18 protein-coding genes are annotated in these 22,797 nt (G+C 61.9%); 10 read left to right on the top strand and 8 right to left on the bottom strand.

Features of this window, described 5'->3' with window-relative positions; all coding sequences use genetic code 11:
- Positions 1–350: 350 nt before the first annotated feature.
- The 7 genes from AC3B8H_RS06720 to AC3B8H_RS06690 form a co-directional block, all read right to left on the bottom strand.
- A complete protein-coding gene (locus AC3B8H_RS06720; RefSeq protein ID WP_488440843.1) occupies positions 351–1,547 on the bottom strand; it encodes an iron-containing alcohol dehydrogenase in 1,197 nt (398 codons plus the stop codon).
- Positions 1,548–1,549: 2 nt separating this feature from the next.
- Positions 1,550–1,846: an antibiotic biosynthesis monooxygenase gene (locus AC3B8H_RS06715; RefSeq protein ID WP_488440842.1), complete on the bottom strand. Its 297-nt coding sequence runs from the start codon at positions 1,844–1,846 to the stop codon at positions 1,550–1,552.
- A 155-nt stretch (positions 1,847–2,001) separates the two neighbouring features.
- Positions 2,002–2,553: a pyridoxamine 5'-phosphate oxidase family protein gene (locus AC3B8H_RS06710; RefSeq protein ID WP_488440841.1), complete on the bottom strand. Its 552-nt coding sequence runs from the start codon at positions 2,551–2,553 to the stop codon at positions 2,002–2,004.
- A 219-nt stretch (positions 2,554–2,772) separates the two neighbouring features.
- Positions 2,773–3,222: a tRNA adenosine(34) deaminase TadA gene (tadA, locus tag AC3B8H_RS06705; protein WP_488440840.1), complete on the bottom strand. Its 450-nt coding sequence runs from the start codon at positions 3,220–3,222 to the stop codon at positions 2,773–2,775.
- A gap of 1 nt (position 3,223) precedes the next feature.
- Positions 3,224–4,192, bottom strand: a complete 969-nt coding sequence (locus AC3B8H_RS06700; RefSeq protein WP_488440839.1) for an L-threonylcarbamoyladenylate synthase — start codon at positions 4,190–4,192, stop codon at positions 3,224–3,226.
- A 134-nt stretch (positions 4,193–4,326) separates the two neighbouring features.
- Entirely contained in the window at positions 4,327–6,150 is a 1,824-nt protein-coding gene (gene oadA, locus AC3B8H_RS06695; protein ID WP_488440838.1) for a sodium-extruding oxaloacetate decarboxylase subunit alpha, read from the bottom strand.
- Positions 6,151–6,165: 15 nt separating this feature from the next.
- The gene (locus AC3B8H_RS06690; protein WP_488440837.1) at positions 6,166–7,584 is read right to left on the bottom strand and encodes an acetyl-CoA carboxylase biotin carboxylase subunit; all 1,419 of its coding nucleotides are present in this window, start codon (positions 7,582–7,584) and stop codon (positions 6,166–6,168) included.
- A gap of 410 nt (positions 7,585–7,994) precedes the next feature.
- Between AC3B8H_RS06690 and AC3B8H_RS06685 the strand changes: the two genes are divergently transcribed.
- The 3 genes from AC3B8H_RS06685 to AC3B8H_RS06675 all read left to right on the top strand — a co-directional run bounded on the left by AC3B8H_RS06685 (position 7,995) and on the right by AC3B8H_RS06675 (position 10,717).
- Positions 7,995–8,426, top strand: a complete 432-nt coding sequence (locus AC3B8H_RS06685) for a hypothetical protein (protein ID WP_488440836.1) — start codon at positions 7,995–7,997, stop codon at positions 8,424–8,426.
- Positions 8,427–8,559: 133 nt separating this feature from the next.
- Positions 8,560–9,648 carry a GNAT family N-acetyltransferase gene (locus tag AC3B8H_RS06680; protein WP_488440835.1) on the top strand — a complete coding sequence of 363 codons (1,089 nt, stop codon included), beginning with the start codon at positions 8,560–8,562 and terminating at the stop codon, positions 9,646–9,648.
- 46 nt (positions 9,649–9,694) lie between these two features.
- Complete coding sequence (locus tag AC3B8H_RS06675; RefSeq protein WP_488440834.1) at positions 9,695–10,717, top strand: glycosyltransferase; 1,023 nt, start codon at positions 9,695–9,697, stop codon at positions 10,715–10,717.
- A 6-nt stretch (positions 10,718–10,723) separates the two neighbouring features.
- Here AC3B8H_RS06675 and AC3B8H_RS06670 read toward each other — a convergent pair whose 3' ends face one another.
- On the bottom strand, positions 10,724–11,326 hold the full coding sequence (locus AC3B8H_RS06670) for an arylesterase (RefSeq protein WP_488440833.1): 603 nt from the start codon (positions 11,324–11,326) through the stop codon (positions 10,724–10,726).
- Here AC3B8H_RS06670 and AC3B8H_RS06665 point away from each other — a divergent pair.
- The 7 genes from AC3B8H_RS06665 to AC3B8H_RS06635 all read left to right on the top strand — a co-directional run bounded on the left by AC3B8H_RS06665 (position 11,325) and on the right by AC3B8H_RS06635 (position 22,453).
- Positions 11,325–12,011, top strand: coding sequence for an ABC transporter ATP-binding protein (locus AC3B8H_RS06665; RefSeq protein WP_488440832.1), 687 nt, complete (start codon positions 11,325–11,327; stop codon positions 12,009–12,011). The two genes, AC3B8H_RS06670 and AC3B8H_RS06665, sit on opposite strands and share 2 nt — an antisense overlap.
- Positions 12,008–14,494 carry an ABC transporter permease gene (locus tag AC3B8H_RS06660; protein ID WP_488440831.1) on the top strand — a complete coding sequence of 829 codons (2,487 nt, stop codon included), beginning with the start codon at positions 12,008–12,010 and terminating at the stop codon, positions 14,492–14,494. Before AC3B8H_RS06665 ends, AC3B8H_RS06660 begins: the two co-directional genes overlap by 4 nt.
- A gap of 230 nt (positions 14,495–14,724) precedes the next feature.
- On the top strand, positions 14,725–14,898 hold the full coding sequence (locus tag AC3B8H_RS06655; RefSeq protein ID WP_488440830.1) for a hypothetical protein: 174 nt from the start codon (positions 14,725–14,727) through the stop codon (positions 14,896–14,898).
- A gap of 699 nt (positions 14,899–15,597) precedes the next feature.
- Positions 15,598–16,794, top strand: a complete 1,197-nt coding sequence (locus tag AC3B8H_RS06650) for a PepSY-associated TM helix domain-containing protein (RefSeq protein WP_488440829.1) — start codon at positions 15,598–15,600, stop codon at positions 16,792–16,794.
- 12 nt (positions 16,795–16,806) lie between these two features.
- The gene (locus tag AC3B8H_RS06645) at positions 16,807–18,189 is read left to right on the top strand and encodes an efflux transporter outer membrane subunit (RefSeq protein WP_488440828.1); all 1,383 of its coding nucleotides are present in this window, start codon (positions 16,807–16,809) and stop codon (positions 18,187–18,189) included.
- Positions 18,186–19,352, top strand: coding sequence for an efflux RND transporter periplasmic adaptor subunit (locus AC3B8H_RS06640; RefSeq protein WP_488440827.1), 1,167 nt, complete (start codon positions 18,186–18,188; stop codon positions 19,350–19,352). Before AC3B8H_RS06645 ends, AC3B8H_RS06640 begins: the two co-directional genes overlap by 4 nt.
- A complete protein-coding gene (locus AC3B8H_RS06635; protein ID WP_488440826.1) occupies positions 19,349–22,453 on the top strand; it encodes an efflux RND transporter permease subunit in 3,105 nt (1,034 codons plus the stop codon). The genes AC3B8H_RS06640 and AC3B8H_RS06635 overlap by 4 nt, the downstream gene beginning before the upstream one ends.
- Positions 22,454–22,797 lie beyond the last annotated feature (344 nt).

Below are 22,797 nucleotides of genomic sequence, written 5' to 3'. Positions count from 1 at the left end.
GGAACTTACCCTTAAGGCTTTACTCGGGGAACTTACCCTTAAGGCTTTACTCGGGGAACTTACCCTTAAGGCTTCACTCGGGGAACGTACCCTTAGGCTTCCCTCAGGGAACGCACTCCTCAGCTTCTCTTAGGGAAGGCACTTCTCGGTTTCGCTCAGGGAACGCAATCCTCGACTTCGCTCAGAGAACTCGCTCTCCGCCGCTCTAGGGAACGCACCGCTGGGCCGGGGAACCTGTCGCGCTCCCTGAGCGGAGCCGAAGGGAGCTTAAAACATCAAAGGCGGAATCATTCGCTTCGCGGTCCGCGAATCTTGCGGTGATACTCGGCTCGCCGATCCGGGCAACCGATTCAAATCCGCCGCGCCAAAATCTCCGCTATCTCTTCGTCGGTCAATACGATCGGATTGGTCTGCATGCTGCTGCCGCGCGCGTTGGCGACGATCAGCGGGAAATCGGCTGCGGCGATGCCGTAGGCGCCAAGGCGCTCCAGTTGCAAAGTGTCGCTCCAGTCGGCCAGCAGCGCGATCAACGCGTCGCGGGCTTGCCGGTCGTCCAGCGTATAGTCGCCGGCCAATAGCCTGCCGACTTGGGCATACTTAGCCAAGGCCGGATTGGCCGGTTCGCGGGCTTGCAGCGCGCGGATGTTAACCTCGGTCGCGGCGGCGACCAGCGTGCCGCACACCACGCCGTGCGGAATCGGGAAGAAGGCGCCGAGCGGCGACGCCAGACCGTGTACCGAGCCCAAACCGACTTGCGCCAGCGTGATGCCGGACAGCAGCGCCGCATAGGCCATCGCCGCACGGCCTTCGCCAGCGTCCGGTTCGACGCCGCGCCAAGCCGGGAAGAAGCCGTCTTTGACCGCCTGCATGCCGCTCCAGGCCAACGCGTCGGTAAAGGGATTGGCCTTGGCCGAGACGTAGGATTCCAGCAATTGGGTCAGCGCGTCCATACCGTCGGCGGCGATCAATTCCGGCGCGCAGGTGGCTAATAAGTCCGGATCGAGGATGGCGTATTCCGGCACTAGGCATTCGTCGCGAAACGATTTTTTGAAGCCATCCAGGCCTTGCACGCTGAGCACCGAATTCTTGGTGGCCTCGCTACCGGTGCCGGCGGTGGTCGGCACCGCGATGAACGGCGTGCTGGGGCCACGATAGGCTCGGTTGCGGCCGACGCCTTCCAGATAATCCATCACCGAATCTCCGCTGGGCAGCAGGCCGGCAATGGCTTTGGCAGCGTCCAATACGCTACCGCCGCCAATCGCGACAACGACTTCGATGTTCTCACTGCGAAAGCGGCCAACCGTATCGTCGATCAAGCTGGGCGACGGTTCGCCGGACACCGTGCAATGCCGCCAGTCTACCCCTTGTCCGGCCAACGCCTCGATAAAACCGTGCCAGCGCGGCGTACCGAAAAACGATTGTTTGCCGGTGACCAGCAAGGCCTTGCGGCCGTAGCCAGCGATCAAGGCCGGCGCTTCGTTTAAACGGCCGCGGCCGAACAAGATGCGCGGCAGGCGGGCGATGTAAAACGGCTTGAAACTTTGCATGCTCAAGCCTCCGGAAACAAGGCTTTGTAAGGTACGCCTTGGCGCGGCTGGGCCATCCAGTCGGCGACCGTGTCGCGCCAAGTCAGATAGTGTTCGGTTTGTTTGTGCGCCGCCGCGTCTTCTGCCGTCGCATAGACTTCGTACAAGATAAATTGGCTGGGGTCGGCGGGCGTTTGCAGAACATCGAAGCGGCGATTGCCGGCTTCTTGCACCGAGGCCAAGTGGTTTAAACGGGTGGCGGCGATGAAATCGTCGATATGTTCGGGTTTGACGTGGACGTGAACGAGGGTAACGTGCATGGTAACGAGCCGTAGAGTGAATCAGCCGCTTAGCATAGGCGAAAACCGGCGGCGATGGCAAAGGCGGAGCCGTCGAATCGCCGGATTAATGTCATGGCTGGATAATCTCAATTCGTTCGCGGTTGAGTACAAACCTAGGTTTGCACTCCGCAATTTCAACCGCTTTTTTCAACGATATAGGTCGGCAGGCCGTCGATGCTGAGCTGATTTTTGTCGTGCCAATAACGGCGGATGCCGGCTTGGCCTTGGTTGGCGGCCCAATCCGACAATTGTTCGCGCTCGCCGGCGTAATCGAAAAACGGCACCGCCATGCCGCAGGAAGTCTGCACCAAATCGATCTCGAGGTCGAAGATTTGCCGGGCGCCGGGCAGCGGACTGAATTTGCCGAACAAGTCCGGCCAGTCGGCATCGCCCGGATGCACCACGCGAGCGTTGCCGTACAAACGCAAGATCAGCGGCGCGCCGGCGAAGGCGCAAAACATCAGTGTCATGCGAGGGGCGATTGGCACGTGGGCGGCGGTTTCGTTGCCGCTACCGGTGACGTTGAGCCAAGCCACCCGTGCCGGCCCCAGCACCTTAAGCGAGTCCATGCCCTTGGGCGAGATATTGACCCGGCTGTCGGCCGTGGCGGTGCCGACGAAAAACAGTTTTTGCTCGCGAATGAATTGAATGTGTTTGTCGGACAACTCGGTGTAACGCTTTCCCATGGCTTGCTCTCTTGAACTGGTTCCAGAATCGGCCGAGGCGCTACCCAGCCCCAGCCCCACCCAACCGTCGCATTCAGGCGGCCTATATACCCGCCGGAATTCAGCGCGCGATCGAGCGGCCGCCGCGTTGCCCGAGCCGGTTTCCGGGGGAATCCATGATTTCTCCTTGAATTCGCGGCATTTTGACCTACTTCGGCCCAGGGATTGGCAACGTGTTGTTTAACGGCGCCGAGCGCGAAAGAAATCGCTCAGCAGTTCCGCGCAATCGGCTTCCAGCACCCCGCCGCTCCAATCCACCCGATGATTCAAAAACGGCGCGTCGCTGAGTTGCAGGGCATGGCAGACCGCGCCGCGCTTGGTGTCGTAAGCGCCGAACACCAGGCGCTTGACCCGGGCGTGGGCGATCGCACCCATGCACATCACGCAGGGTTCCAGCGTCACGTACAAGGTGGTGTCGATCAATCGGTAGTTATGCAGAACACGGCCGGCCTTACGGAGCGCGACGATTTCGGCGTGAGCGGTGGGATCGTCGCTTTGAATCGGCTGATTCCAGCCTTCGGCGATGCAGCGCTCGTTCAGCACCAACAGTGCGCCGACCGGCACCTCGCCTTGCACTTCGGCGCGCTGCGCCAGCCGGATCGCGTGGCGCATCCATTCGGCGTCGGTCATCTTATACCGTGGCTTTACTCAAGCGGTCGTTGACGGCGGCCCAGGCCTCGCTGTCCGGCGGCTGCTCGATCAATATCGTGTCCAATTGCCGGCTGTCCAGCTCGCGCAACGCACTGTACAGCGCGCTTTCGTAGTGCTCGGCCTGCTCGGGCAATTTGATCAGATTGGGGCAGGGAATCTCGGCGATGGCCGGACTGAAGGCCAGAATGCCGATGCGCTTGCCCTGGCCGCAGAGATCGTCGGTCATCGCGATCAGCGTGTCGGCCGGACACAGCAAGGCCATCGTATTCGGCGCGTAATGCACCGCCAGCATGCCCGGCGCGCGGATTTTGCTCTGCGGCGACAGGCGGACTTCGGTGCCCAGCGCGGCCTTGAGCTGACTGCGGGTGATTCGGCCCGGCCGCAGGATGGCCGGCTGGCCGTCGCTGAGGTCGATGATCGTCGATTCCACGCCGACCGAGCAGGCGCCGCCGTCCAGAATGCAAGCGACTCGGTCGCCCAATTCCTCGGCGACGTGGCCGGCCTGGGTCGGGCTGATCCGGCCGAAACGGTTGGCCGACGGCGCCGCGATACCGCCGCCGAAGGCTTGCAATAACCGCAACGCGACCGGGTTGGACGGCACCCGCAACGCGATCGTGGTTTGACCGCCGGTCACCGCGTCCGGCACGTCCGGGCGCTTGTTCAGAATCATCGTCAACGGGCCGGGCCAAAACTGCTCGGCCAACTTCAGCGCGGCGTCCGGAATCTCGACGGCCCATTCGGTCAACTGCGCGGCCGAGGCAATGTGCACGATCAGCGGATGGTCGGCCGGGCGACCCTTGGCCGCGAAAATTTTGGCGACCGCCGCCGGGTTGGCGGCATCGCCGCCCAGACCGTAGACGGTTTCGGTCGGAAAGGCGACCAATTCGCCGCGCCGCAACAAGTCGGCGGCCTGATTAATCGATTGTTCGGTGACGGGGATCGGAGTCAATGTCTTTGCCGGCTAGGTAAACGATGAGGCTGGAGCCGGTTGCTCCGTCCGGCCGCGCGCGGCTGGTTGCGTTTGGAGGATGCCGGTCTCGATAGCAAACGATCTATTTTACCTTCCGCGCCGCCGGTTGGGTGTTAAATAATTTCGATCAACACCTCGTCCGGGTTTACCGCGTCGCCCTTGGCGACGAAGATTGCCTTGACGATACCGGCCAGCGGCGCGGTGATTTCAGTCTCCATTTTCATCGCTTCGGTCACCAGCAAGGCTTGGCCGGCCGCGACTTTTTGACCTTCGCGGACCAACACTTCGATGATGTTGCACGGCATGCTGGTAACCACATCGCCCGGCGCGGCCGGCCGGCGCCGCTTACTGGCGATCGCGCTTTTCACCGCCCCTTGGGCGCCGCCGTCGAGTACGATTTCGTCCAGAGTCTCGATGACGATTTCTTCCGGCATGCCGTCCACGGTAAAGTAAAAATGCCGCAGGCTCTGGTTTTTGGGTCCGGCGCCGGTGACTTTGACGTGATAGGACTCGCCGTGCAGCGCGACGTTGAATTCGGTCGGCGCTTTCTTGTCGGCGGCGGCGACCGGCGCGGCCTCCAGTTCCAGCGGCTCCGGAACCAGATTGCCGGTCGAGCGCAATTCCAGAAATTGCTTGCCGATTTCCGGAAACATCGCATAACTGAGCACGTCTTCGTCGTTCAACGCCAGATGGCCGATTTCGCCGCGCAGATGTAAAAATTCCGGTTTCAACAGATCCGCCGGCCGGCAGTCGATCGGCTCTTCCTTGCCGACCGCCTTCTTTTGCAATTCCGGATCGACCGGCGCCGGCGCCCGGCCGTAGCCGCCGTGCAGATAGCGTTTGACCTCGTTGCTGATGGTCTCGTAGCGCTTGCCGGTCAACACGTTCAGGACCGCCTGGGTGCCGACGATTTGCGAAGTCGGCGTCACCAGCGGCGGATAGCCCAAATCCTTGCGCACCGCCGGAATCTCCCGGTACACCTCGTCGATCCGGTCCAGCGCGTTGCGTTCCTTTAACTGGTTGGCCAGATTGGAAATCATCCCGCCCGGCACCTGAAAAACGTGGACGCGGGTGTCGATGCCGGTGAACTCGCTTTCGTAGCGCCGGTATTTCTTGCGGACTTCGGCGAAATATTGGTTAACCGCCTGCAGCTTGTCCAAGTCCAGGCCGGTGTCGTATTCGCTGCCCCGCAACGCCGCGACCAGGCTTTCGGTCGGCGGATGGCTGGTACCGCCGGCCCACGACGACAACGCGGTATCGACATGCTCGCAGCCGGCTTCGATGGCCTTGAGCTGGCACATTTCGGCCAATCCGGCCGTGGCGTGGCCATGCAGATGCAACGGCAGATCGACCGCGTCTTTCAAGGCCTTGACCAATTCGCCGGCCCGGTAGGGCGTCAGCAGGCCGGCCATGTCCTTGATCGCGATCGAATCGCAGCCGAGATCGGCCAAGCCCTTGCCCAAGCGAATGAAACTGGCGATGTCGTGGACCGGGCTGGTGGTGTAGCAAATCGTACCCTGGGCATGCTTGCCGGCGGCCTTGGCGGCCTCGACGGCGGTTTCCAGATTGCGGATGTCGTTCAACGCGTCGAAAATCCGGAAGACCTCGATGCCATTGTTGGCGGCGGTCTCGACGAATTTGCGCACCACGTCGTCGGAATAATGCCGATAGCCGAGCAGATTCTGGCCGCGCAACAGCATTTGCAGCCGGGTGTTGGGCAGCGCGGCTTTCAGTTTGGCCAGGCGCTCCCAGGGGTCTTCCTTCAGAAAGCGCAAACAGGCGTCGAAAGTGGCGCCGCCCCAGCATTCCAACGACCAGTAACCGATGTCGTCCAGCATTGCGCAGGCCGGCAGCATGTCCTCGGTGCGCAAGCGGGTGGCGATCAGCGATTGATGGGCATCGCGCAGGATCACGTCGGTGACATAGACTTTTTTCATCGCTAGTTCCTCGGGTTACAGGCCGGTGTGGGAAGCCACGACCGCCGCGAGCACGCTGGCCAGAATTTCCGGGCGGGGTTTGTTGGAATAATTGACCAGTTCCGGATACGCCTCGACGAAGCCGGTATTGAAGCGGCCGCGCCGAAAATCCGGATGCCGCAGAATTTCCAAGTAATACGGGATCGTGGTCTTGATGCCGAACAGGCCCATGTCGCGCAGCGCCCGTTCGCCGCGATTGATCGCGTCTTCCCAGGTCATCGCGCTGACGATGACCTTGGCCAGCATCGAGTCGAAAAACGGCGGCACTTCGTAGCCGGTGTAAATCGCGGTGTCGGTGCGCACCCCCGGCCCGCCCGGCGCATAGTAACGGGAAATGTGGCCGAAGCTGGGCAGAAAGCTGTTCTGCGGATCTTCGGCGTTCACCCGAAATTGAATGGCATAGCCGCGCCGGACGATTTCCTCCTGGCGAAAGCGCAGCGGCAGGCCGGCGGCGACGCGAATCTGCTCTTCGACGATATCGACGCCGGTGATGGTCTCGGTAATCGTATGTTCGACCTGGACCCGGGTATTCATTTCCATGAAGTAAAAGCGGCCGTCGCGGTCCAGCAGAAATTCGACGGTACCGGCGTTGGTATAGCCCACCGCCTTGGCCGCCATCACCGCCAGACCGCCCAGATACTGGCGCTGGGCTTCGTCGAGCTGGGGCGACGGGGCGATTTCGATCAGTTTCTGGTTGCGGCGCTGGATCGAGCAATCGCGCTCGTAGAGGTGGATGGTGTTGCCGAACGGGTCGGCCAGGACTTGCACCTCGATATGCAGCGGATTGACGACGCATTTTTCCAAAAACACTTCGGCGCTGCCGAAGGCCTTGCCGGCTTCGGAAATCACCCGCGGATACTGTTGGCGCAGCTCGTCCGGGCTGTCGCAACGGCGGATACCGCGCCCGCCGCCGCCCGAAGTGGCTTTCAGCATGACCGGGTAGCCGATGGTTTCAGCGGCTTGCAGCGCTTGCTCCACGTCCGCGACGTTGCCGTCGCTGCCGGGCGTCACCGGCAGGCCGGCGGCCCGCATTGCCGCGCGGGCTTCGGTCTTGTCGCCCATCTTGCGGATTACTTCGGCGGACGGGCCGATGAACACCAGGCCGCGTTCCTGGCAGGCGGTCGCGAACAGCGCGTTTTCCGACAGAAAGCCGTAACCGGGATGGACGGCGTCGCAGCCGGTGCGCAGCGCCAGATCGACCAAGCCGTAGATGTTCAGATAGCCGGCGACCGGCTCGCTGCCGATGCAATACGACTCGTCGGCCTTTTTGACGTGCAGTGCAAACCGGTCGGCCTCGGTATAGACCGCCGCCGAGCGGATGCCCATTTCGGCGCAGGCGCGAATGATGCGGACCGCGATTTCGCCGCGATTGGCGATCAGGATTTTGCGTAACATGACGGCTGTCCTTGAGTTGGCGACCTGCCGGCTACTGTAGCAAGTTGCGCCGATCTTTCAACCGAAATTCCCTGGGGGATTTTTCGCGAAATTTTGGGCATGGACGGGCGCGGGCCGCGAAACGGTTAGTGTCGGCCCCGGCTGAAATTGCTGTGTTTGCAACAAGCGCCAAGCAACGTTGTTGATAGTCCAACATTGACCGCGGCGACTCCTGAAGCGACTTCCCGGGAAGCTACGGCCAGGCTGCAAAAAAAACTTAGGCCTTTGGGACTGGCATCTGGCAAGTTAGTTGCTAAACTACCGACTGGGATGGCGGTCGCCTGAGTCCGGCAGGTTGAATTTGCCGGTGATGCGGGTTCGACGGGGAAATACACGAGCCATCGGTTTTGGAATATTGATAGGGAGTTTATATGGAGAGCATCAAACAGTTGTCCACGGCTATTTTATTGGCCTGCGCTTTGTGGGCCGACGCGGTTTTGGCCGCCAGTCTCGTTCCGGCCAACGACATCCAGGACATCGATTTAGCCGGCGCCACGCTGGCCGACCACGCCACGCCGCTTAGTCTCGGCGCCGCGCGGACATTGGCCGAGGCAGTCGTCGAACAAGTTCGATTCCAGGCCGTACAAACCTGGGGCGGCGCGATGACCGCGATCGGGGAAATCGGCGCAAGCGGTATCGACATCGATTTTCCGGTCTTGCTGAACACCGTGTTTCAACCCATCGTCGAGGAAACCCGGTCTATCGACCTAAAAGCCGCGCTGCCATCAGCCGCCTGGCTGTTTCTAAGCGGCATGCTGACGTTACTGGGCTTGCAAAAACGGGCGGCGGTCGGCAAGCGATAAGCGCGGGTTCGACGCGGCTCGGGCTCAAGCACCGCCGCCGATGCTGGCAAAGCCGCGGGCCTTCTACTATGATTGGCTGGCAGCGCGCGAACCTTGAGTCCGCGCGATTTTCGTCCAGTTTTAGAGAAGCTCTATGTCCGAGCCCGTTCAGGCAGACCATTTCAATTATTCCTTCATCGGTACCGCCGATATTCCGGACTGCATTCAGGTGGTACTGAACAGTTTTACCGAGTTTCAACAAACGCCGGAATGCGTCGGCGAATGGCTGGAACGGCGCATCATCAACAACCCTTGGCAGGCCGCGTTTCCCGGCATCGGCGTCGGCGTCCGGGACCACGGTAAATTGATCGGGTTTCGGGCCATCTTCGCCCAGCCGTGGTGGTTGAACGGCCAGTCCACCGTGATCGCCTTCGCCGCCAACACCAGTGTCGATGCCAACTATCGGGGTCGCGGCCTGGGAACCGAACTGATCGACCAATGCCGGCATTTCGCGGCGATGACCAGCAGTACCTCGGCCGGCGTCGTCACGCAAAAAGCCTACCGCAAACTCGGGTACGTCGCGATCGGCGGCGACGGCAACGATTTTTTCAGATTGCGCAGCAGCTTCAAGGCCTCTTGGCAAAAACGGGTCGGCGCCCCGGCCGGCCGGATCATCGGCTCGCTGTTTGATCTGGGTTTGCAGCTTCGCGACGCCAAGCTGAGACGCGCCGGGTTCAGGCTGACCGAGGAAACCCGCTGCGGCGACGACTACGATGCGCTATGGAGTCAAGCGCGCGGCGGCTATCTGTCCTGCCTGGAAAGAAGCAGTCAATATTTGAATTGGCGGATATTCGACTATCCGACTTGTCCATTGAAGTTAATGGGTTTGCGGGACGCCGGCGGCCGTTTAAGAGCTTACGCGGTTTGGCACCGGCAAGACTTCGGCGGCGGGGTGGAAATGGCGGTGTTGCGCGACGTGTTCTATCGGCTCGACGACGGCGAAGCCCTGCCGGCCTTGCTGTACCGCTTGTACGCCTACTGGCGGGAAATCGGTATGACCTGGATCAATCTGGAAGTCGCGGCGCCCTGGCTGACGCCGGTGTTTCGCGACCTGGGTTACGAAGCCTTGCCTTCGCAAGGCAATCGTTACCACGTTTTTAGCGAGCCGCCGTTACCCGCCGCCGTCATCGAAGGCTGGTATCGTAGCGGACTCGACGGCGACTATTTCGACAATCCGCTGTAAAGGCCGGGTCGTTCCGATGAATCCAACGAACGCAAGTGTGTAAGCCATGCAAAGACAAACCATCGCCATCATCTCCACGGTCCTGAACGAACGCGAAAGCATTCGGCAATTGCTGGACGCGTTCTTGCGGCAAAGTTTGCGGGCCGACGAAATCGTCATCGTCGACGGAGGTTCCAGCGACGGCACCTTGGATGTGCTGAACGCTTACGCGGCCGAACATCGCAACGTCAAATTCTTCGTCGAACCCGGCGTCAATATCGCCCAGGGCCGCAACATCGCGATCGCCCGCAGCCATTGCGACATCGTCGCCGTGACCGACGGCGGTTGCCGGCCGGTGGACGGCTGGCTGGCGGCCTTGGTGCAACCGCTGCTGAACGACCCAAGCTACGGCGCGGTGACCGGGGTCAGGAACGTCGAAAGTATCAACGATTTCGAATACTTCGCCGGCAAACTGTCCACGTCCGGCAATGCCGCCAACGAGGCGGAGCGGGTGTTTCACGGCCGGAATTCGGCGTTCCGCAAAAGCATCTGGCTGGCGGCCGGCGGTTATCCGGAATGGTTGTATACCGCCGAGGACACCTTATTCGCCCAGCGCGCCAAGGCCTTGGGCTGCAAGGTGGCGCTGGCGCCGGACGCCGTCATCTCCTGGCGCCCGCGCCCGAACTTGAAAAAACTCGCCAAGCAATATTATTTGTACGGCAAGGGAACCGGCCGGATCGGCCAAACCGATCTGAAAACGGTGTTCTACCATTTGCGCAACCACGTGATCTGGATGCTGGCGCTGCTGCTGGGCTTCGGATTTTTCGGCTTTTGGTTGATCGCGATGGCGGTGCTCAGCTTCATGTATTTCACGCTGGTCAATCCGGTCATCACCGCGTTGAAGCGTCACAACTCCAACTTGCGGCCGAGCTATTGGTTTTACGTCCCCCTGATCGTCATGGTCCGCAGTTTTTGCAACAACCTCGGCCAATTGGCCGGCTATTGGGAGTATCGCGGCGGCGGTGAGTTTCGCCGAAACCTGGAGCGCTACCATTCCGGCGACTGGAAATCGCCGTTCATCGCCGGTTGACGGCGGCTATTTCAACAAGGGCCGCAAGGCCGGCCAAATCTTCTCGACCAACAGCGGTTGGGCGTCGGCGTTGGGATGCAGGCCGTCGGCCTGCATCAGCTCCGGTTTGAGGGCGATGTCTTCCAATATGAACGGCACCCACGCCAATTGCAGCTCGCTTGCCAATTGCGGGTAAACCTCGTAAAACATCTCGATATAGCGTTTGCCGTAGTTCGGCGGAATCTTCATCGCCAACAGCAACACCCCGGCGCCGATTTGCCGGGACCGGCCGACGATTTCGGTCAGGTTGCGCTTCATTTCTTGCGGCGATAGGCCGCGCAATCCGTCGTTGGCGCCCAACTCCAGCACGACCAGATCGGGCCGGTGGCGGGCCAGGATCGGTTCCAGGCGCGCCAAGCCGCCGGCCGAGGTGTCGCCGCTAATGCTTTCGTTGACGACCGCATGGGGAATACCGGCGTCGGCCAGTTTTTTTTGCAGCAGGACAACCCAGCCGTGCTGAACTTCGATACCGTATCCGGCACTAATACTGTCTCCCAACACCAGGATCGTCTTAGCCGCAGCCCCGGCGGGCGCCAAACTCAATACCATCGCAAGGACTATTCCAGTCATGTCACTCAATCGCACAGCCGCTCTACCCGTCATTGTCGCCGAAGGCCTCGGCAAAACCGTTCCCACCTCGGAAGGTGACCTGCATATCTTGGCATCGGTCAATTTAATCATCAAGCCGGGCGAAAGTATCGCCATCGTCGGCGAATCCGGTTCCGGCAAATCCACGTTGCTGAGTTTGCTGGCCGGCCTGGACATCCCGACCAGCGGTTCGGTGATTGTCGCCGGCCGGGATCTGACCCGAATGAACGAAGACGGCCGGGCCGCGCTGCGTAACGAGTTGGTCGGATTCGTGTTCCAGTCGTTCCAATTGCTGCCGGCCCTGACCGCGCTGGAAAACGTCATGCTGCCGCTGGAGCTGGCCGGCAACACCGCCGCCGAACCGGCCGCCCGCGCCTTGCTGGAGCGGGTTGGCCTGGGCAAGCGCCTGCAACATACGCCCCGGCAATTATCCGGCGGCGAACAGCAACGCGTCGCGCTGGCGCGGGCCTTCGTCGGCCGGCCGGCGATCTTGTTCGCCGACGAGCCGACCGGCAATCTGGACAGCAACACCGGCGCGCACATCGTCGATTTGCTGTTCGAATTGAACCAAGAACGACACACCACGCTGATTCTGGTCACCCACGACATGAACCTGGCAGCGCGTTGCCAACGCACCATACGCTTGGAAGCCGGGAGCATCGTATGAAACGCTTTCGGTTGGCGATGAAATTGCTGTGGCGCGACGGCCGTTCCGGCGAATTAACCCTGCTGGTGCTGGCCTTGCTGATCGCGGTCACCAGTTCGACCGCGATTTCGCTGTTCGCCGATCGCCTGCAACGCACGATGACCCTGCAAGCCGCCGAATTCCTGGCCGGCGATCTGGCCGTTGCCGGGCCGGCCGCCGTCGATCCGGCCTGGCTGGGCAAGGCCGGCGAACTGGGCTTGGCTCAAGCGCAAACCGTCGAATTTCCAAGCATGTTGCTGGAGAACGGCGAGATGTTGCTGGCCTCGATCAAGGCCGCCGGCGCCGGTTATCCGCTGCGCGGCTATCTGAAAACCGGAGACGGCGACTTCGACCGCTTGACCGAAGTCCACGCCGGCCCGGAACCCGGCACGGTTTGGGTCGATAAACGGGTGCTGCAAGCCTTGAAACTGGAACTCGGCGCCCGCTTGACCGTCGGCGAGGCGGTGTTGACCGTCAGCCGCGTGCTGAACTACGAGCCGGACCGGCGCGGCGATCTGTACAGTTTTTCGCCCAGGGTAATGATGGCGCTGGCCGATCTGGCCGCCACCGGCGTGGTTCAACCGGGCAGCCGGGTCCGCTTCGCTTACCAATTCAGCGGCGACGAGGCGGCGCTGACCGCCTACCGCGACTGGCTGAAACCGCAGCTGAACCCGTCGCAGCGCCTGCTGGACGTGCGGAACGACAGGCCGGAACTGGATTCGGCCTTGAGCCGGGCCGAACGCTATCTGGGCCTGTCCAGCGTCGTCGTGATTTTAATCGCCGGCGTCGCGATCGCGATGGCGGCCGGCCGCTACACCGAGCGGCACTTCAACGCCACCGCACTGTTGCGCTGCATGGGCTGCAAACAGCGCGAAATCGTCGCTTTATATCTGGGCCAGTTTCTGATGCTGGGCATCGCCACCAGCGGAACCGGCGCCATGCTGGGTTGGCTGGCTCAGCACGGCCTGTTCCTGATGCTGCGCGATTTGCTACCGGCGCGGGTTGCCGAACCGGGCTGGCTGGCGGTCGGTTTCGGCTTCGCCACCGGGCTGGCAATTCTGCTGGGATTTGCGTTGCCGCCGTTGTTGCGCTTGCGCCGGGTGGCGCCGTTGCGGGTGTTGCGCCGCGACCTGGAACCGATGCCGGCCAGCGGCTGGTTAATTTACGGCTTGGCGTTGAGCGTGGTGGGTGCGTTGATCTGGCGCTACACCGGCGAGTGGAAAACCACCGCGACGATACTCGGCGTCGGCGCGCTGGCGCTGGCCGTGCTGGGCTTACTGCTCTACGGCTTGCTGCGGGCCGCCCGCCGCGCGCTGCCGGCGATGAACCTCGGCTGGCGCATCGCCTTGCGCGGCCTGATCAGCCACGGCCCGGCCGGCATCGGCCAAATCCTGGCCTTCGGCGTGACCCTGGCGGCGATGGCCTTGAGCTTTACCGTGCGTTCCGACTTGATCGCCGAGTGGCAAAAACAGTTGCCGGACCGAGCGCCCAACCACTTCGCGTTAAACCTGCTGCCGGATCAGGTCGGCGGTTTTCGCGGCGAAATCGCCGAACTCGGCATCGCCGCCAGCCCGTTCTACCCGGTGGTTCGCGGCCGCCTGACCGAGGTCAACCAGGAAGCGGTGCAGCGCCGGGTCAGCAAGGACAGCACCGGCGAAGCGGCGACCCAGCGCGAACTCAGCCTGACGTGGGCCGAGCAATTGCCGGAGGACAACCGCGTCGTCGCCGGCAACCCCTGGCGGGAGCTGGCGCCCGGCCTGGTGTCGGTGGAACAAAAACTGGCCGACAATCTCGGCATTCGTCCCGGCGACCGGCTGAGCTTCACGGTCGGCAGCGAGCGCTTGACCGCGACGGTCGCCAATTTGCGTAGCGTGCGCTGGGACACGATGCAGCCGAACTTTTACATGATTTTCTCGCCCGGCACCCTGACCGGTTTTCCAACCACCTACATGACCAGTTTTTATCTGGACGAGCCGCAAAAACCGCTGTTGACCGGCTTGGTCAAGCACTTTCCGGCGACGACGATCCTGGAAGTCGATTTGTTATTAAAGCAGTTCAAAACCATTTTGACCCAGCTGACCCGGGCGATCGACGTATTGCTGTATTTCGCGTTGGCCGCCGGGTTTACCGTCTTGTTCGCGGCGGTTTACGCCAGTCTGGATAGGCGCATTCAGGAAAGTGCGTTGTTGCGCACGCTCGGCGCCGGACGCGGCTTTTTGCGGCGCGGGCATTGGATCGAGTTCGCCGTGCTGGGCGGAACCGCCGGCACGCTGGCGGTGATCGCCTCCGAAGCGGTGCTGTTCGCTCTATACCATCGGGTGATGCAAATCGAATACCGGCCCAACTTTACTCTGTGGCTGGCTTTGCCGTTGATCGGCATGCTGGGCGTGGGCTTGGCGGGATTTTGGGGCGTGCGCGGCGTGGTGCGGCAGGCGCCGCTCACGGTGCTGCGGCGAATGGATTGACGGCGAAAATTCGGCCGGCGCTGTGCGTTGCCGGCAATCCGGCCGTGCAAACCCATGATGCCTTCCCGCCAATCCTGAAGATCATAACAAGAGCAACCGAAAATGTGGGCGGAATTTTGTTTCTTTTTTGGAAATTTTAAATCTGTAAAATCGCATATTGTAAATAAATTCGCTCAGACCTAAAGTGAAACCAACTTCACTAACCGACTCGATGCAGTCTAGGAGCAGAAATGAAAAAGGCCGACTCTTTATACAGAGACATCGCGACCGGCGCGTTCTTTTCAGCCGGTATTTTCGGATTGGTTTTGGAACAATGGCTGCTGGCGATGGCCTTGTTCGGCGCCGCCGCGTTAGCCAGCAATCTGCAACAGGCCAAACCCGCGCGAGCGATGTCCCGGTTTTAACTCGGGTGCCGATCGAGTCGGCATCCTCGGAGCGCACGGACGCGCGAGCGCCGGAAAAAGCTAGACCGAAGTTTTCCGGCGTGGCTTCAAGTTCGTAGTACCTCCCGTTGTTAAGTGCTCTGTACTCCACAGCCCCCGTCCGGGTCCGGATCGGGGGCTTTCTTTGTCCGGCAACTTTTTTCGTTTTGCGAAAGGTCTGTTGATTTAAGGACCGCCGAAAGCCGATTCGTGGCGGTGAGCGCTCGCCCGACCGCAAATATTAGTCCCGGCATTTAAAATTTCGGCGTTTGCCGCCTTCACGCCTAACCCTCCCCGAAAGGCGGCGAACGCGTAAATCTTAAGACGCATGCGCCGCCGCCGATCAAATTCAGCCCACCTGCGTTCTATTCATCCGGTCCCACGAGTTAGCGGTACGCCATTCGGGCCGAGTCAGTCAGCGTCCTAGGTGGAATACCTTTCGACTAGGCTATCGCGCGCGAAGCCCTAGGGCTCGGGACGAAGGGGTGATCGAGGGCCGGGTGAACAATATCCAAGCCACTCACGGGACCAGGCAACGCAAAGCCGGGAACGCTTCCCAAAATTTCAGTCAAAACCGAATTCTCAAGGTTTTCGGTGGGGATTTTGCAAGTTCAATCGTCTTATAAAATGGGCCGTCGCGTGAGTCGCGTATCGTTTGGTTTGAATCGGAAGGAAGAGCTTATGAAAATTCGCCCGTTTTGGGTGCTGGTGCATCGTTACGCCGGTCTGGCGATGACGGCGTTTTTGATCGTGGTCGGCCTGACCGGCAGTCTGTTGGCATTTTACGAAGAACTGGACGGCATGGTCAGCCCACAATTTTACGTGGAGCCGGCCGGACGCCAGACCTTGCCGATTCCGCAATTGCTGGATAGCGCCGAGCGTGCGCTGGGCAGCCGGGCACGGGTGGCCTCGCTGTGGCTGTCGCCGCGCCACGTCGATATCGGCATTTCGCCCAACAACGACAGCCAAAGCGGCCAACCGCTGGCATTGGGTTTCGATCAACTGATCTTGGACCCTTACACCGGCGTGGAACTGGGCCGGCGGCAGTGGGGAGCGATCACCGAAGGCGCATTCAATTTAATGCCCTTTGTCTACAAATTGCACTACAACCTGGCTCTGGACGAATTCGGCGCCTGGACCTTGGGCATCACCGCGTTGGTCTGGACGCTGGATTGCTTCGTCGGCTTCTATCTGACCCTACCGGCCAAGCCACTAACAACCCGCGCGGCCGGGCCGTCGTTCTGGCGACGCTGGCGGCCGGCCTGGGCCGTAAAATGGCGCGGCTCGCCGTTCCGCATCAATTACGACTTGCATAGGGCCGGCGGTTTGTGGGTGTGGATCGCCTTGCTGGCTTTCGCCTGGTCCAGCGTGTACATGAACCTGGGCGATACGGTGTACGCCAAGGTCATGCAAAGCGTCAGCGATTTTCGCCAGCCCTGGACCGAATTCCCCGAATTGCCGCAGCCCTTGCCGAATCCGCCGGTCGTGATCAGCGAGGCCTTTCAATTGGCGGACGCCGCCGCGCGCAAGGCCGGCGCCGAGCAAGGCTTCGCGGTGTTGCAACCGGCCGCGATCTGGTATAACGCCGGCCACGGCTTTTACGTATATTCCGCGCGCAGCGACCTGGATTTCCAAGACAAGGGCGGCCAGTTGCGGGTGGTCATCGACGCAGTCAGCGGCGCGCAAAAAATGCTGCTGCTGCCTAGCGGCCAATACAACGGCAATACGATTACCGCCTGGCTGGCGGCCTTGCACATGGCCAACGTGTTCGGCCTGCCTTACCGGATTTTCGTTTGCGTGCTGGGTTTGACCATCGTGATGCTGTCGGTCACCGGCGTGGTCATCTGGCTGAAAAAACGCCGCCCTAAAACCCATTGAGTCTCCGACTGCTTGATTCGAATACCGAACGTTAACTTCCGCCGCGCGGCGCTGGCCGGCAGTCTGGCCGGCTTGCTAAGCGCCTGCGAAACCGCGCCCGAACGCGATCCGGCCGCGTTGAGCTTGGCCGTGCCGGCGCAGTGGCGGGAAGCGGCGAGCGCGCCGGCGGCGGTGACCGACTGGCTGGCCGGGTTCGGCGACGCACAATTGAACGCGCTGGTGCGGGCTGGGCTGGCCGAAAACTTCGACCTGCTGTCCGCCGCCGCGCGAGTCGATGCGGCGCGCGAGCAAGCGACGATTGCCGGCGCCGGCCGTTGGCCGCAATTGTCACTGCTTCCCGGCTACCAGCGCGGCGACGCCGACGGCCGCCAATCGGTGGAATCGGGCGCATTCAGCGCGTTGTTCAGTGCCAGTTGGGAGCTGGACGTCTGGGGCCGGATCAAGGCCGCCCAAACCGGTCAGGAGCGCGAGGCCGACGCGACCGGTGCCGACTACGCCGCCGCGCGTTTGTCGCTGGCCGCCGCGATCGCCCAAACCTATTTCGAATGGCTGGAAGCGCAATGGCAAGCCGAAGTCGCCGCCCAGTCGGTCAAGGACCGCAATGTGATCGTCGAGTTAATCCGAGGCCGCTTCAATCGCGGCCTGACTCGCGGTCTGGACCTGCGGCTGGCGCTGACCGATCTGGCCAACGCCGAAGCGCAATCGGCCGGCGCGCGCAACGGCGTGCAAATTCTGGCTAAGCGCTTGCAAAGCCTGATCGCCCATTATCCGGACGGCGAATTGACCGGCCGCCAGGCCTTGCCGGAACCGCCCCAGGCCCTGGCAGTCGGTTTGCCGGCGGAGCTGCTGACGCGCCGCCCCGACATCGTCGCCGCGTTCCGGCGTTTGGCCGCCGCCGACGCCCGGCTGGAAAGCGCCCAAAAAGCCTTGCTGCCTCGGGTGACGCTGACCGGCAGCGGCGGCACCAGCACGCCGGCGCTGGCCGACATCGTCGATCCGCGCTCGGCGGCCTGGAATCTGGCGGCCGGTCTGACCCAGCCCTTGTTCACCGGCGATCGCTTACAGGCCGACATCCGCTTCAACGAAGCCAGGGTCCGCGACGCCTACCGACAATATCAAAGCGTGGCGCTGAATGCCTTCCGGGAAGTCGAGCAGGCGCTGGCCGCCGAGGCCCGCTTGCGCGAACAGGAAAAAGCGCTGCGCGAGGCGGTCGATCAAACCGAAGCCAGCCGCAAGCTGGCGGTGTATTCCTACCAGCAGGGCCTGATCGAAATTCTGACCCTGCTGGACAGCTACCGCAGCACCTTGAACGCGCAAAGCGCGCATCTGGCGGTGCGGCGGCAGCTATTAACCAATCGCATCAACTTGTATTTGGCCTTGGGCGGCCCGGTGTGAACGAAAAATTCCGTTGGTTACAAATCATCTTGCCGGCCGCGGTGTTGAGCGCGGCCGTCGGCGCGGCCTGGGCAATGATCGCGTTGCGGCCCGGCAGTTTGCCGGCGCCGGCCGAACCGCCCATCCCGCAAGTCGAGGTCGTCAAGGCCGAGCCGCAAACCTTGAAACTGAACGTACATTCGCAAGGCGTGGTCGCGCCCCGCGAAACCATCGACTTGATCGCCCAAGTGGCCGGCAAGGTCGAGAAAATGCACCCGGCGCTGGTGTCCGGCGGTTTTTTCAAGGCCGACGAGCTGCTGGCGACGATAGACCCACGGGACTACGATTACGCCATCGTCGCCACCCAGGCCAAGATTGCCGAAGCCAAACGGGTCTTGATCAACGAACGCGCCCAGGCCGAACAGGCCCGCAGCGAATGGCAGGCGCTGGGCCAGGGCGAGGCCAGCGATCTGGCCTTGCGCAAACCGCAGTTGGCCGAGGCCGAAGCCAAGTTGCAGGCCGCCGAGGCCGATCTGGCCAAGGCCAAGCTGGATCGCGGCCGTTGCGAAATTCGGGCACCGTTTTCCGGCCGGGTGTTGAGCAAGCAAGTCGGCCGCGGCCAGTTTCTGCCGGCCGGCGCGACCATCGCCCGGATTTACGCCAACGACATCGCCGAAATCCGGCTGCCGGTCGGCATCAACGAGCTGGCGTTTCTGGATTTGCCGCTGGGCCAATCAAGCCGCGCGGCGCATTGGCCGGCGGTGACGTTGAGCGCCGACGTGGCCGGCCAGCCGCAAACCTGGCGCGGGCGCATCGTCCGTAGCGAAGCCGAACTGGACAGCAGCAGCGGCCAGTTGTTTCTGGTCGCCCAGGTCGAGCAGCCCGATAACAGCCGCGACGGCGCCGCGCCGCTGTTGAGCGGCCTGTTCGTCCAAGCCGAAATCGAGGGCGTGGCCCGCGCCGGACTGTACGCCCTGCCGCGTGGCGCGTTGAACAATCTGGGCCAAGTCAAACTGATCGACGCCGAACAGCGCCTGGCCTTCCGCGACGTGGAAATTCTGCGTAGCGAGCCGGGTCGGGCCATCGTCAAATCCGGCCTGCAAGCCGGCGAGCGCGTCGTGGTTACGGACATGCCGCTGCCGGTGGCCGGCATGCGGGTCGAAATCTCGGCCGAGCGGCCATGAGCGCCTCGCGCGGCGCGGCCCGCCTGGGCGGGATATTGGCCTGGTTCGCCGGCAACCCGGTCGCGGCCAATTTGTTGATGCTGCTGATCCTGGCCGGCGGCGTGATCGGCATGCTGGATGCCAACAAGGAAGTGTTTCCGCGCTTCAGTCCGCATCAGATCGAAATTACCGCTGTCTTTCCCGGCGCCGGGCCGTCCGAAGTCGAGGAAGCGGTCTGCATCCCAATCGAGGAAGCGATTCAGGACTTGCCCGGCATCAAGCATTTGCACGGCGAAATTCAGGGCGACACCTGCACGTTGGCGGTCGAAATCCGCCCCGACCGGGACCGCGAGCAAATGATGGCCTTGCTGCGCGCCAGGGTGCAAGCCATTCCGCGCCTGCCCAAGCAATTGGAACAGATCTACGTGCTGCCGGCCGACCGCAAGGACGACGACGGCGTGATCTGGGTGGCGCTACACGGCGACACCGACGGCTTCAAACTCCAGCAATTCGGCGACCGGATTCAGCAGCAGCTATCGACGATACCGGGCGTCAGCCGGGTACGCAATTACGGCGAACGCGCTTACGAAATCGGCATCGAGATCGCGCCGGAGCAAATGCGCAAATACCAGTTGACGCTGGATGACGTCGCCCAGGCCGTGCGCGCCGCATCGGTCGATCTGCCGGGCGGCCTGGTGCGCAATCCGGACGGCGAATTGCTGTTGCGGGTAGCCGGCCGCGCCAAGGATGCCGACGCGGTCGGCGCACTGGTCATCAAGACGCTGCCGGACGGCAACCGGCTGCGGCTGGACCAGATCGCCACGATCCGCGATGGCTTGGAAGAACGCCTGTACGACTGGCGCCACAACGGCGAAACCGCGCAAGGCTGGGAAATCCACGCCGAGCGCGACAGCGTGGTGGTGGCGCGCAAGGTCAAGGCCGAAATCGAGGCCATCCGCGCCGGCCTGCCGGAAGGCTTGCGGCTGATTACCTGGTGGGACGATTCCCAGGCCTACGACGAACGCATCGGCACCTTGCTCGAAGACGGCTTGAGCGGCTTTTTGCTGGTGTGTTTGGTGTTGACGCTATTCCTGCGGGTGCGGGTGGCGCTGTGGGCCGGCGTCGGCATTTTCACTTCGGTGCTAGGCGCGTTCTGGCTGATGCCGGCGTTGGATATTTCGCTAAACATGTTGTCCTTGTTCGGCTTTTTGCTGGCGATGGGCGTGCTGGTGGACGATGCGATCATCATCGGCGAAAGCGTGCACAGCCGCCAGCTCGAAGGCGGCGAAACCCCGCTGCAAGCCGCGGTCAACGGCGTCCGCGCGGTGGCCTTGCCGGTCACGCTGTCGGTGTTGATCGTGTTGGTGGCGTTTCTGCCGGGCTTGTATTTGCCGGGCTGGGCCGGGCAAATGATGCGACCGATCTGTTTGATCATGATCCTGACGCTGGTGTTCTCGCTGGTCGAGGCCCTGCTGATCCTGCCCTCGCATCTGGTCGCGCCGATACAGCCGCCGAGCGCCACCAACGGCTTGCAGCGGTTGCGCGCCCGACTTAACGGCGGCCTGGACAATTTCGTCGAGCGAGTATACCGGCCATTGCTGGCCGCCGCGCTGCGCTGGCGCTATCTGACCGTCGCGCTGTTCGCGGCCCTGCTGATTATTTGCTGGGGGCTGGTGGCCAGCGACCGGGTCCGCCAGTCGATCAACCCTGACGTGTCCAAGGACAGCTTTTGGGTGTCGATCCGGCTGCCGCAAAGCGCGCCTTACAGCGAGGCGCAAGCGCTGGCCACCCGGGTCGAAAACGCCTTATTCGAGTTGCGCGACGAACTGGACGGCGTGCCGCCCGGCGCCGGCAAGCGCGGCCACGATCCCGAGCACAGCGTCATTGTCGGCGTCGAAACCATCGTTTGGGAACACGGCGGCGGGCTGTGGCTGGAACTGTCGGCGGCCGGCCGCCAGCGCATCAAGGTCGAGGACTTCATCCGCGACTGGCGCAAACGCATCGGCGATATTCAAATCGGCCAGGTCGATTTCATTTTCAAGGAAGGCGACGAACCCTACGACCTGGAACTGACGGTCGGCGCCGACAATCCGGCCCAACTCGGCCCGGCGGTGGAACAGCTCAAACAACAGATCAAAGGCTTTCGCGGCGCCTACGACGTGATCGATTCCGGCGAACCCGGTAAGCCGGAAATTCACTTAACCCTCAAGCCCGAGGCCGAGCGGCTGGGCATGCGCCTGGAACAACTGGCCGAGCAAGTCCGCAACGGCTATTACGGCGAGGAAGTGCATCGCTTCATGCGCGGCCGCAAGGAAGTCAAGGTGATGGTGCGTTTTCCGCTGCGCGAGCGGCGTTCGCTGGACCAACTCAAGGCCCAGCCGGTGCGCCTGCCCAACGGCGCCAGCGCGCCGCTGGCCAGCTTGGCCGACGTCGAAGTGCTGCAAGGCTACGCCCGCATCATTCGCGAAGACCGGCAACGGGTCTTGAAAGTCCAGGCCAGGGTCGATCCGACCCTGGCCGATCCCAACGAAGTTTACGCGGTACTGGAACGCGACGTGTTCCCGGCGTTGGAAAGCCGCTTTCCCGGCCTGAACGTCAAAATCGGCCAGCAACGCCAGGAGCAGAAAGAGCTGCTGGCCGCTTTCGGCAAAAACACGCTGATCGCGCTGTTGGTGATCTACGCGTTGATCGCGGTGCCGTTTCGTTCCTACGCCAAACCGCTGATCTTTCTGCTGGCCGCGCCGGTAGCCTGGTGCGGCGCGGTGCTGGCCCACTGGGCCGCCGGCTTGCCGCTGTCGATGGAATCCTTAGTCGGCATGATCGCCGCCAGCGGCGTCGTGGTTAACGACAGCCTGGTGTTGCTGGACTATTTGCGCCAGCACGACGGCGACCAGCGGCCGGTGGACGTGCTGATCGCCGAAGCCTGCTGTTCCCGCTTTCGCCCGATCCTGCTGGCCTTCCTGACCAACTTCGCCGGCTTCCTGCCCACCCTGCTGGAAACCAGCCCGCAAGCCCAATTCCTGATTCCAATGACGCTGTCGCTATCCGCCGGCCTGCTGATCGGCATGGCGGCCAGTTTGATTTTGACGCCGGTGTGTTATGCGGTGTTGGGGGAGAGGTGAGTTGGGACCGCTGAGTTTTTTTCTGTTAGAGTTATCTTGAGTTAACGCCATAATGACAATCTCGCGGATTCTTATCGTGAATGGATATTTTCCGACTATTAAGTAAACCTATTTAGTTACTAGTTGGTTGATGAGGGAGTACTCGGCGATTCTCTATTGAATTCAAAATCCCTAATAAAGCCATTGATTATAAAGTTAAAGTCCCGATAAGACTATTGCCTAATCAATAGAATCACAAATAGAACAGATCAAAGATTGTAAACTTATCGGTTAGCATTTAAGACTGAGGATCATCTCACTCGTCCAACCTTTATAGTGCGGCAGAATTACATAACATACGAATT

Source organism: Methylomonas sp. BG-2 (genome assembly GCF_057766305.1).
The sequence above is the reverse complement of the archived record's forward strand: the minus strand, read 5'-3'. Positions and strand labels throughout refer to the sequence as shown.